Here is an 11,839-nt window from a genome sequence, read left to right on the forward strand (position 1 = left end):
ATATAATAAAGAAAACGCTTACTCGTAAAGTTGCATAAGTGTAAAAAACAAATAATTCAATCATTTTTCTGTTGCTTTATGAAATCTCTTGTAATATACTCTAAATTAATTGAGGAGCTTGCAAACAAAAGATTTTTTTGGAAAATGGTTAAGCGCTTCAATTATTTTAGGTTACTAAGAGGACCATATTCGTCACGGAATTTGAATTAATAACTATTTTTAAATTTTGAAAATGCAATCGTTTTCCTATTGCCTTATGAAACCTCTTGTAATATACTCTAAATTAATTAAGGAGCTTGTAGAAAAATAAAATATTTTTTTGGAATTTGGTTAAACGCTTTATCTTTTTCCGGTTATTTCAAGATAAGAGAAATGGAATGGAGATGTGATCCTTCCATTATCTTGTGAAATTGCTCATTATACTCTAGATGGATTGAGGGTCTTGTAAGGAAATAGAATATTTTTTTAAGAGTTGGTTAAACGCTTTATCTAACCTAGGTTCCCAAAATGCTGCGAATTTTTTGGAACTTTGGTTTTTGAGAAAGCGTTAACCTTACCTGTAGTATTTAAAACAAAAATTACATTTTTAGGGAGCAGGTGAATGAGAGATGAAAGAAAAAATTCGCTGCGCAATCTTTGGAGTTGGAAGATTAGGGTATGTGCATGCTGAAAATTTAGCAGCTCGTATAAAGGGTGCTGAATTAGTGACTGTAGTTGCCTCAAGAAAAGAAAGTGCCGAAAAAGCAGCACGTGAGTTAGGGGCTAAAAGGTGGACAACTAATCCTCAGGAGGTGTTCGAGGATCCGACAATTGATGCTGTGGTGATTGTTACACCTACAAAACTGCATGCTCCGTTAATTATTCAAGCAGCCAAAAGTAAAAAACACATATTTGTTGATAAGCCATTAACAGAAACTTTGGAAGAAGCAGAAATGGTTATTCGAGAAATTCGGGAGAATAACGTGTATTGTCAAGTCGGATTTATGAGACGCTTTGACCCAGCGTATGCAGAAGCAAAAAGACGCATTGAGAATGGAGACATTGGACAACCGATCTATTTCAAAGGAGTTAGCAGAGATCCAGGATCGCCTCCAGAAGCATACATTCAGACAAGCGGAGGGATTTTCTTAGATCTAGCGATTCATGAATATGATATTGCTCGTTTCTTGATAGGGGATGAAGTTAAATCAGTTAAAACATTAGGGAATGTATTAGTACACCCGTTCATGAACAAATATGGGGATGTAGATCAATCAATAACTTTTATGAATTTTCAAAATGGAGCATCATGTGATATTGAAGCTAGCCGCAATTCAACATTTGGTTATGATATCAGAGGTGAAGTGGTTGGAACTGAAGGATCGATTCAGATTGGTTCGCTCCAACATCATGATATAAAAATCTTGACCTCTAGAGGAAGCGCTTACGATAATATTCCAAGTTTTCCTATTAAATTTAAGGATGCTTTTCAGTATGAATTAGCTCACTTTATAGAGTGCTTGCAAAAGGATGAAAGACCACAGGTTACAGAGATAGATGGGAAGATTTCACTAGAAATTGCAGTAGCTGCTACCAAGTCTTTTCAAACAAAAGAAACTGTAATGCTTAATTAAATTCCTAAAATTATATAAAGAGGGGGAAATAACAGATGGAAACAATTCGTCTCACGATGGCACAAGCATTGGTGAAATTTTTAGATAATCAGTACATTGAAATTGATGGTGAGGAAAGAAAATTCGTTAAAGGTGTTTTTGGAATCTTTGGTCATGGGAATGCGACAGGGATAGGAGAAGCATTAGAAAGACAAAGTGGAAGCCTTACTTTTATCCAAGGAAAAAATGAACAGGGTATGGTCCACACAGCGGCAGCTTATGCAAAGCAAAAAAATCGGCTTGAAATTTATGCTTGTACTACGTCAGTCGGACCAGGTGCTTTAAATATGGTTACTGCGGCAGGAACGGCAACAGTGAATCGAATCCCAGTGTTGCTGCTGCCAGGTGACAATTTTGCCACTCGTCAGCCAGATCCGGTGCTCCAACAAATAGAGGATCCGACAGATTATACAATGGCTGCCTCTGATGCCTTTAAGCCAGTGAGTAAGTATTGGGATCGGATTTCCAGACCTGAACAGCTCATGACAGCGGCATTGAACGCAATGCGTGTCTTAACTGATCCAGTTGATACAGGCGCGGTTACAATTTGCTTGCCTCAGGATGTTCAAAGTGAAGCATATGATTATCCAGCAGAATTCTTTAAAAAGAGAATTCATCATGTCGAGAGAAGAATTCCTTCACAATCAGCTATTAAACGTGCTATAGAGCTTATCTCTAGGAAAAAACATCCAATCATTGTTGCAGGAGGCGGAGTCCATTACGCAGTAGCTACAGAAGAACTAAAAGCGTTCGCAGAGGCTTTCGGGATTCCTGTAGGTGAAACGCAAGCTGGTAAAAGTGCTCTTGCATGGGATCACTCCTTAAATATGGGAAGTATCGGATCTACTGGATCGTTGGCATCTAACATATTAGCAAAAGAAGCTGATCTAGTTATCGGGGTAGGGACGAGGTTAACTGATTTCTCAACATCATCAAAAACGGCCTTTCAAAATCCCGATGTTGAATTTTTGAGTATTAATGTTAGTTCGATGGATGCAATGAAACTAGAGTCACAGTCATTTGTTGCTGATGCAAAGATAGGGCTTACGCTTCTAACAGAAGAATTGAAAAAGCTCGGCTATCAGACGATGTATGAAGAGGGTAGACTTCCAGCCTTAAAAGAGCAATGGGATGCAGAAGTTGATAGACTATGTGCAGATCAAAGAGAAGAAGGACTTTCTCAAACACAAGTAGTAGGCGAGATTAATAGAGCTATCGATGAAAAGGATATTATTATTGCTGCAGCTGGGAGCTTACCAGGAGATTTACATCGATTATGGAGAAGTTCTTATCCAAAAACATACCATATGGAGTATGGATTCTCCTGTATGGGCTATGAGGTAGCGGGTGCTCTAGGTATCAAGATGGCTGAACCAGATCAGGAAGTGTATACCATTGTTGGTGATGGAAGTTATTTAATGCTCCATACAGAATTGGTCACTAGTATTCAAGAAAACAAAAAAATTAACATTCTCTTATTTGATAATCATGGATTCCACTGCATTCATAATTTGCAAAGAGGGCAAGGAAGCGAAGGTTTTGGGAATGAGTTCCGATATCGTGTACAAGAAAGCAACTCTTTAACTGGAGATTGCTTGCCAATTGATTTTGCAGCAAACGCACGCAGTTTAGGTGCCAAAGGATATACGGTTCACACAGTGGAGGAGCTAAGAGAAGCATTGGAACAAGCAAAGAAGGAAACAGTTTCAACATTAATTGATATAAAAGTACTTCCTGGTACATGTACAACTGGATATGAGGCATGGTGGCGTCTTGGTGTAGCGGAAGTGTCAACGAGTGAGAATGTGCAAAAGGCCTATGAAAATATGGAAGCTAAGTTAGCTGAAGCTAGAAAGTATTAGAAATGCACATTCTTTAATCAATATAAACGAACTAACCGAAGGGAGCCAGATGAAATGAGTAATTTACTTGTGAGTAATCTACTTGTAACACCTGAACAACAAGGTGATAAAGAGGGAAAAGTGTTATCCATCACACCTGAATCTGCAGGCTGGAAATATGTTGGATTTGATGTCTATAAGCTCAAAGAGGGGCAAATTGTAGAAAAAGAAACGCTGGATCAAGAAACAGTTATCGTAGTCGTATCTGGTCGTGCAAATGTCCAGACTAAACATAAATCTTGGGATAATATTGGAAAAAGAATGAGTGTATTTGAGAAAACTCCTGCCTATTCCGTATATGTGCCAAATGATGATCAATTTAAAGTAGAGGCATTAACAGAGCTTGAAATTACTGTTTGTACAGCACCAGGAAAAGGAACATACGAGGCGAGACTGATTGCTCCAGAAGATGTGGATGTAGCAATGCGCGGATCTGGCAGTATGGAACGCCTCATTCAAACGATTTTACCAGAGGATAAACCCGCAGATAGCTTATTCGTTATCGAAGTATTTACACCAGCCGGTAACTGGTCAAGCTACCCGCCTCATAAACATGATGAGGAAAATTTACCTCAAGAAGGATACTTAGAAGAAACGTATTATCACAAAATGAATCCAGTTGAGGGCGGGTTTGCCCTGCAGCGAGTTTATACCGATGATAAATCGCTGAATGAAACAATTGTTGTAAAAGATAGCGAAGTTGTACTGATTCCAAAAGGGTATCATCCGGTTTCAGCACCTCCTGGCTATGAACTATATTATCTAAATGTTATGGCGGGACCTGTGAGAACTTGGAAGTTTACAAATGATAAAGACCATGAATGGTTAATGAAGTAATACTACGTTCAAAATAGAGAAAATCATAGCTGTAAAATCTATTCTTATAGCTATGATTTTACTGCAAATAATGAAGCGCCTTCTTAAATAGAAATCAAAGGAAATGAAAGGATGAGGAACATGAAAGAATCAATTCGTACAGCAGTATTAGGATTAGGAAGATTGGGATATTGGCATGCGGAAAATCTAGTATCCAAAGTTAAAGGAGCACAATTAGTTAGTGTAGCCGATCCTTTTGAAGGAAGAGCGGAGCAGGTAGCGAGAGAATTAGGAGTTAACAAATGGTCACAAAACCCTAATGACGTACTTGAGGATGACAATATCGATGCTGTTGTGATTGTAACACCAACAAGTACTCATGCTGATATGATTAAACGTGCTGCAAGGAATGGGAAACAAATCTTTGTCGAGAAGCCATTAACACATACTTTGGAGGAAGCAGATGATGTCATTCAGGTCATCCAAGAGCATAATGTCACATGCCAAGTTGGATTTATGAGACGCTTTGATCCTGCATATGCAGAAGCAAAAAGACGAATTGAAGCTGGTGATATTGGTAAACCGCTTTACTTTAAAGCTGTTAGCCGAGATGGGAACGTTCCTCCAGAGGAATTCATTAAACATAGCGGTGGGATCTTTTTAGATGTAGCGATTCATGACTATGATCTCGCTCGTTATCTAATGGGTCAGGAAGTAACCTCAGTGACATCAACAGGAAATATTTTAATGCAATCAAATAAATTTATGGAAAAATATAATGATGTAGATCAGGCTATGACATATTTGACGTTTGACTCGGGGGCCGCAGGTGACGTCGAAACAATGCGGATTGCTCCATATGCGTATGACATACGAGGAGAGGTAATTGGGACTGAGGGCTCCATTCAAATTGGTTCCATGAGATATCATGATGTAAACATCCTAACTTCAAAAGGAAGTACACATAATTTAATTCCTGATTTCCCGACTCGATTTAAAGATGCTTATTTATTAGAAATGATCAACTTTATTGATTGTTTACGAGAGGGTAAAAAACCAATCTGTACAGAAGTGGATGGAAAGGTGGCACTTGAAATCGCTACGGCTGCTACAAAATCCTTTGTATCGGGTGAAACAGTCCAGTTAAATAATAAGTTAATCACATTGTAAAACAGAGATGTACTAGTTTTAAATATTTACTTACAAGAAAGGGAGCATAGAATCTGGGGGCTTTCTAGCTCCCAGAAGGTTATATTTCTTTTTGCACTTAAAGTCTAAATTTCTAGCTGGAAGCCAATTCGATGTAGCGAGAAATTTTAGGAATACAGTATAAGTGCAACTAAGCAGCTGTCTTCGCCCAAAGGCAGGGCTAGCCAATCAGCGAGTTTTCTTTACAAAATGTTAGTAACTACTCAGCCACTATAGAAACATACAAGATCAATAAAGCCGTACTTCTGACTCGTAGGCAGTTATCAGCATCATAGGAATAATGAAACGAACTGCTGACTCTTTGTTTCATTTTAAAGGAACAGACAACAATTATACGATTATGATTTTGTTCTCACAGCTCTTGCCACTCTAGCAGATGACGCAATACATGTTGATTAGGTAAAATGGCACTTCCTTCATGCAGAGTAACCCCGGTAAACGCGGGAAGCAGTTAATCGCATTCGTAATCTTTTTCCTGTGCTGGGGACATCAGTATTATAGAGTCATTTCACCTGCACCAAATCTATGTATCCATTCTGTATTCTCTCAATTTCGCATATAGGTTTCATCATAATTATAAAATTAATGATTTTCTAATATGCAGTTAGCTCAGCTAAGCCTTTTGCTTCGTACTGCATTACCTCTAAGAGAGTAGGAGGGAGGTGGAGGATTTACTAAAGCTTCGTAAACATGACAGGCTCCTGTTTTAATAAAGTATATCTATCATATTATTGCAAATAACGGATTTGTTATGTTTGAACTATCGAAGAGGTGTGCTAAATAGGTTTTTTCATAGTTTGGATATTCGCTGTTTAGCTGATTCGCGATATCTAATAGCAAATATACAACATACGTTGGATTTTATTGATAGATTTCTAACAATCCTCTAAATGTAAACGAGAAAGAAGGGAATTTTGAAGGAGATAGAATATGATACCTCCTCGAATCAGAAGGGTGGCTGAGTAGTAGTTGCATTTTGTTTTTGCATGTTTCAATGAAAGCGTTTTATATTAAAAATCAAATATTAAGGGGGATTTTTAATGGGAATTCGTAGAGGACTTATGCTACTTGTATCTTTGATGGTTGTATTAGCTTCATTTATGGCTGCATGTTCTTCCTCATCCACTTCTGGTTCTGGTGGGGATAAGAAAGATAAACTCGTAATCGGAGCAGCTATGCCGATATTTGATGATAAATGGATGTCTTATCTATACGATGCAATGAAGACAACTGCGAAAGAGAACGATGTTGAATTGAAAATGGTTGATGCAAAAAATGACTCTGGTAAACAGCTTTCCCAAGTAGAAACATTCATTACAGAAGGCGTAGATGTTATCTTGATTGCAGCTCCTGATCCAAGTGCAATACAACCTGCAATCGATGCGGCAAAGGATGCAAACATCCCTGTCGTTCTCGTAAATCGTATGCCGGGCGAAAAGGTAATTAAACAGGTTTACGCATATGTAGGCTCTGAGTCTATCCAAAGTGGAACCATGCAAATGGAAGAAGTTGCGAAGATGCTTGGAGGAAAAGGGAATGTTGCGATCATTCATGGTCAATCGGGTGATGAGGCAGAAATCAAGAGAACAGAGGGGAATAAAAATATTATTAAGAAGAATCCCGACATGAAAGTTGTTCGTGAAGGAACAGGGAGCTGGCAGCGTGCAGAGGGTATGAAGTTAATGGAAAACTGGATTCAATCTGGTAAAGAAATTGATGCAGTTGTATCTAATAATGATGAAATGGCAATAGGAGCAATCCAGGCGTTAGAAGCTGCTGGTAAATTAAATGATACATTAGTAGCTGGTATTGATGGTACACCAGATGGATTGGAGTACGTTAAATCTGGAAAATTAAAGGTTTCTGCTTTCCAAGATCCAATGGCTCAAGGTAAAAAAGCAATTGAAACAGCTATTCAAGCTGCTAAAGGAGAAAAGTTAGCAGATAAACACGTATGGATCCCATTTGAGTTGATTACAAAAGACAATGTTGCCACATATGAAGAGAAGTGGAAAAACGCAGGAAAGTAATGAATATATGAGAGGAGACTGCCGAGGACTTTGTGCAAAACAGGGGGTCTCTCTCTTATTTAATTCGATCTGGGGTGAGCAAAAAAATGAGCACAGAATACATTTTAGAATTGAATCATATTACAAAAGAATTTCCGGGTGTTAAGGCTTTGGATAATATCCAGCTGAAGGTGAGAAAAGGAACGGTTCATGCCTTAATGGGGGAAAACGGTGCAGGAAAGTCTACCTTAATGAAGATCATTTTTGGTGTGTATACCCCTGATAAAGGAACGATTAAGTTTAAAGGACAAGAGGTTCAAATAGCAGGTCCTAAAGATGCTCTAAGTAAAGGGATTTCTATGATTCATCAGGAACTGAGCCCTGTGCCGGATATGACAATTGCAGAAAACATTTACTTGGGCCGTGAGCCAGTGTATGGCAAAACAGGTTGGGTGAATAAGAAAAAAATGATAACAGATACAGAAAAGCTGTTTGAATCCTTGCAAATCAATCTCGATCCTCGCACGAAAATGCGTGAATTAAGCGTTGCGAATATGCAGATGGTAGAGATTGCAACGGCAATTTCCTATAATGCGGATTTAATTATTATGGATGAGCCGACCTCAGCGATTACGGATAAAGAAGTCGATCATCTGTTCAGCATTATTGATTCCTTGGTACAAAAAGGTGTTTCCATTATCTATATTTCTCACAAAATGGATGAGATCTTTAAGATTTGCGACGATATTACGGTATTTCGTGATGGGCAGTATGTAGGCGCAAAACCAGCAAGCGAATTGAATCAAGATACATTGATTCAAATGATGGTAGGCCGTGAAATTAAAGCGGTGTTCCATAAGGAGCCGTCCGAAATTACAGATGTTGTTCTAGCTGTGAAAAACCTATCCAGAGAAGGCAAATTCCAAAACATCAACTTCGAGGTGCGCAAAGGGGAAATCCTTGGAGTCGCGGGATTGATGGGCTCTGGAAGAACAGAGATTATGGAAAGCATTTTCGGGATTGATCCTCCAACCTCCGGTGAAATTTATATGCACGGCAAGCAGGTGAAAATCAATTCGCCGAAAGAAGCAATCCGTCATAAAATCGGCTTATTAACGGAGGACAGAAAGCTGACGGGCGCATTCCTACCACTTTCAATCCGGGAAAATATGATTATGTCCAATGTTGATAACCTCTCAAAATTTGGATATTTAAATAACAGCTTAGTGAAGAAAGTATGCAACGAGCAGGTAGAGAAATTAAAGGTCAAAACACCTCATTTAAACCAGCTTATTATGAACCTGAGCGGAGGGAACCAACAAAAGGTACTGATTGCCCGTTGGCTGCTCAATGATCCTGATGTGCTGATTTTAGATGAACCAACACGCGGTGTAGACGTTGGTGCAAAGGCCGAGATCCATAAGGTGATGTCGAAGCTGGCGCAGGAGGGGAAAGCGATTATTATGATTTCCTCCGAGTTGCCTGAGGTACTAGGAATGAGTGACAGAGTCATTGTGATGCATGAAGGGATTCAAAAGGGTGAGCTCAGCAGAGAAGAAGCGAACCAAGAAAGAATTTTAGAAGTGGCATATCAGTAAAGAAAACTCGTCGAAAGAGACGTAGTTGCACTTATACTCTGTTCGTAAATAGAACTTCTTGCCGCGTCAAATTGCTTTGAGTTTGGATCCCTATGGAATTTTAAAATAGAAGAAAAGTGGACAAGGGCCGATTTTGCTATGGGAATCAGATTCATACTTAAGGCCCCTTTGAAGGAGGAATAGGAATGAAGACACAAGAGAGTGCTGTAAGCAACCCGACGGTGCTTGCAAACCCAGACAATAGAAAGAAGCAAATATCTGCAATATTAAGTAAGTATGGGATTGTATTCGTTTTTATTGCGATGTGTATTTTAATGTCAATTTTATCGCCTGCTTTTTTGAATGTGAATAATATTATTAACGTCGTAAGGCAAATTTCTTTTATTGGTATTGTTGCAATGGGGATGACAATGGTCATCATTACAACAGGGATCGACTTATCACCCGGTTCCGTTATTGCTCTTGTATCGGTAGTCGCTGCAAGTTACGCACATCCAGGTGAATATCCATTATTCGTTCCGCTTTTAATCGGTATGGCAATTGGAGCGGCTGCTGGATTTGTTAATGGTGCAATCTCTGCGAAAGGAAAAATCCCTCCGTTTATCGCGACATTAGGAATGATGACAGCAGCAAGGGGGTTAGCACTTCTCTATTCAGATGGCAGGCCAATCGGTAACTTGTCAGAGTCGTTCATGTTTATCGGAAAAGGTACAGTAGCAGGTATCCCTTTCCCAATCCTTATCTTCATCGTCATGGGCATCATTTCACATATCATGTTAAGCCAAATGAGATTTGGTAAATACACGTACGCAATTGGTGGAAATGAACAAGCTGCACGCATTTGTGGGATTCCAGTAGATCGCTACAAAATTATGATTTTCACATACGCAGGTCTTTTAGCGGGAATCGCAGGTTTAATGTTAACTGCACGTATTTCTGCAGGACAACCAAGCCTTGGACTAATGTATGAATTAGATGCGATTGCTGCTGCAGTTATTGGTGGAACAAGTTTAAACGGTGGTGTTGGTACCATTCCAGGAACCATGATTGGTGCTTTGATTATCGGGGTTCTAAACAACGGACTTGACTTGATGAACGTATCCTCCTACTGGCAGCAGATTCTAAAGGGAGCCATTATTGTAGCAGCGGTACTTCTTGACTCCCGTAAAAATAAAAAAGCATAGTAACTACTTAGTCGCTATATGTAAGAGTAAAAAGTATCGGGAAAAGCTGAACGATTTACAAATAATCTATTTTGACACTCAGAAGGACTCTACCGAATAGATTTCTCAAGTTGAAACTTTTGTTTGATAGCAAGTATCTCACATGTAGGCAGCAATGTTACAGAAGGAGAATTGAAGCCAAGGATTATAAGGTTTTGGTTCTCTTTCTCGTGTTCACGAAGAGATGAAATTAAAATAATAATGAACGGGGAGATGATGCTTTATGAAAAAAGTTCGCTGGGGTATTTTGAGTGCAGCAAATATTGCCTATGATCAACTTTTGCCTGCTTTAAGACGATCCAATCGTGCAGAAGTAGCCGCGATAGCAAGTAAAAGTGAGGGGCGTGCTGAGAGATTCAACATTCCAACGATTTATAAAGATTATAATCAGTTACTTGATGATCCTACAATTGATGCTGTTTATATACCCTTACCAAATGCCTTGCATACAGAATGGTCTATTAAAGCGGCGAAAAAAGGAAAGCATATTTTACTTGAAAAACCTGCTACGTTAAGTACGGCAGAAGCAAAAGATATTCAAGCAGCTGTGTCGGATAACGGTGTGGTTTTCATGGAAGCTTTTATGTATCAATTCCACAAACAACATCAGCGTGTGAAAGAATTATTGGAATCTAATTATATCGGAGAATATTTGCATATTAAGGCGCATTTTTCCTGGATGCTAGAAGACCCTAATGACATTCGCTTACAGCCTAGTCTTGGCGGAGGGGCACTGCGTGATGTCGGATGTTATGGTGTGCATGCTATGAGCCAGATCATCGGAATGAAGCCTACAACAGTAACAATGGGCGGGAAACTACATCTAGAATATAAAGTGGATATGCTATCTACCTGTATCTTTACAGATGACAAAGGACGAACGGCTGAAATTACATCGAGCATGAATCTTCCATTTAATGATCGCTACGAAATTTTTGGAACAAAAGGAACGATTATAGTAGAGTCGGCCTTCCGTCCAGATGTATCACCTGATCATTTTGGAAAAGTAATTGTAAAAGATCATCATAATCAAACCGTTTTATATGAGGCCTACGAGGATGACCAATATTTAAATCAAATAGAACATTTACATGATTGCATTATAAATGGACGTAAGCCGATCTATACAATTGAGGATTCTTTACAAGTTATACATTATATTGAAAAAGGATACGAGTCATTAAATAACGCTTCCGTTACCCAGGAGCTACTATACTAAGATGATTGTGTTTACTATGCTCTAGTTGCAACTCTCGTATTTACAGAGGAACAATAGCAAATGTTCAGGAGTTTACTCGTTATTAGAAAAAAGGTTTTAATATATTCCTAATACGATAAAGAGGAGTGGTAAATATGTTAGCAGGTGTATTTGAAAAGCCAGGAAGCGTAGCTTTACAAGAAAAGGAAATGCCAACTTTAAAATCTGATCTA

At 38.8% G+C, this 11,839-nt stretch carries 8 protein-coding genes; all 8 read left to right on the forward strand.

Features of this window, described 5'->3' with window-relative positions; all coding sequences use genetic code 11:
- Positions 1 to 608: 608 nt before the first annotated feature.
- A complete protein-coding gene (gene iolG / locus AAHB12_RS27215; protein WP_342048378.1) occupies positions 609 to 1,613 on the forward strand; it encodes an inositol 2-dehydrogenase in 1,005 nt (334 codons plus the stop codon).
- Between the two features lie 35 nt (positions 1,614 to 1,648).
- Positions 1,649 to 3,514: a 3D-(3,5/4)-trihydroxycyclohexane-1,2-dione acylhydrolase (decyclizing) gene (iolD, locus tag AAHB12_RS27220; RefSeq protein ID WP_342048379.1), complete on the forward strand. Its 1,866-nt coding sequence runs from the start codon at positions 1,649 to 1,651 to the stop codon at positions 3,512 to 3,514.
- Between the two features lie 54 nt (positions 3,515 to 3,568).
- Positions 3,569 to 4,390, forward strand: a complete 822-nt coding sequence (iolB, locus tag AAHB12_RS27225; protein WP_342048380.1) for a 5-deoxy-glucuronate isomerase — start codon at positions 3,569 to 3,571, stop codon at positions 4,388 to 4,390.
- Between the two features lie 120 nt (positions 4,391 to 4,510).
- Complete coding sequence (iolG, locus tag AAHB12_RS27230; protein ID WP_342048381.1) at positions 4,511 to 5,539, forward strand: inositol 2-dehydrogenase; 1,029 nt, start codon at positions 4,511 to 4,513, stop codon at positions 5,537 to 5,539.
- Positions 5,540 to 6,618: 1,079 nt separating this feature from the next.
- Positions 6,619 to 7,608, forward strand: coding sequence for a sugar ABC transporter substrate-binding protein (locus tag AAHB12_RS27235; protein ID WP_342048382.1), 990 nt, complete (start codon positions 6,619 to 6,621; stop codon positions 7,606 to 7,608).
- A gap of 86 nt (positions 7,609 to 7,694) precedes the next feature.
- Positions 7,695 to 9,185, forward strand: coding sequence for a sugar ABC transporter ATP-binding protein (locus AAHB12_RS27240; RefSeq protein WP_342048383.1), 1,491 nt, complete (start codon positions 7,695 to 7,697; stop codon positions 9,183 to 9,185).
- Between the two features lie 185 nt (positions 9,186 to 9,370).
- Positions 9,371 to 10,369 (forward strand): ABC transporter permease, encoded by a 999-nt coding sequence (locus AAHB12_RS27245; RefSeq protein WP_342048384.1) that lies wholly within the window; start codon positions 9,371 to 9,373, stop codon positions 10,367 to 10,369.
- A gap of 262 nt (positions 10,370 to 10,631) precedes the next feature.
- Positions 10,632 to 11,627: a Gfo/Idh/MocA family protein gene (locus AAHB12_RS27250; protein WP_342048385.1), complete on the forward strand. Its 996-nt coding sequence runs from the start codon at positions 10,632 to 10,634 to the stop codon at positions 11,625 to 11,627.
- Positions 11,628 to 11,839: the final 212 nt, after the last annotated feature.

This window comes from Bacillus sp. OTU530 (assembly GCF_038440375.1).

Bases quoted from the DNA above. Each gene is read 5' to 3' on its own strand.
- iolG (WP_342048378.1), top strand. From the start codon at position 609: ATGAAAGAAAAAATTCGCTGCGCAATCTTTGGAGTTGGAAGATTAGGG.
- iolD (WP_342048379.1), top strand. From the start codon at position 1,649: ATGGAAACAATTCGTCTCACGATGGCACAAGCATTGGTGAAATTTTTA.
- iolB (WP_342048380.1), top strand. From the start codon at position 3,569: ATGAGTAATTTACTTGTGAGTAATCTACTTGTAACACCTGAACAACAA.
- iolG (WP_342048381.1), top strand. From the start codon at position 4,511: ATGAAAGAATCAATTCGTACAGCAGTATTAGGATTAGGAAGATTGGGA.
- AAHB12_RS27235 (WP_342048382.1), top strand. From the start codon at position 6,619: ATGGGAATTCGTAGAGGACTTATGCTACTTGTATCTTTGATGGTTGTA.
- AAHB12_RS27240 (WP_342048383.1), top strand. From the start codon at position 7,695: ATGAGCACAGAATACATTTTAGAATTGAATCATATTACAAAAGAATTT.
- AAHB12_RS27245 (WP_342048384.1), top strand. From the start codon at position 9,371: ATGAAGACACAAGAGAGTGCTGTAAGCAACCCGACGGTGCTTGCAAAC.
- AAHB12_RS27250 (WP_342048385.1), top strand. From the start codon at position 10,632: ATGAAAAAAGTTCGCTGGGGTATTTTGAGTGCAGCAAATATTGCCTAT.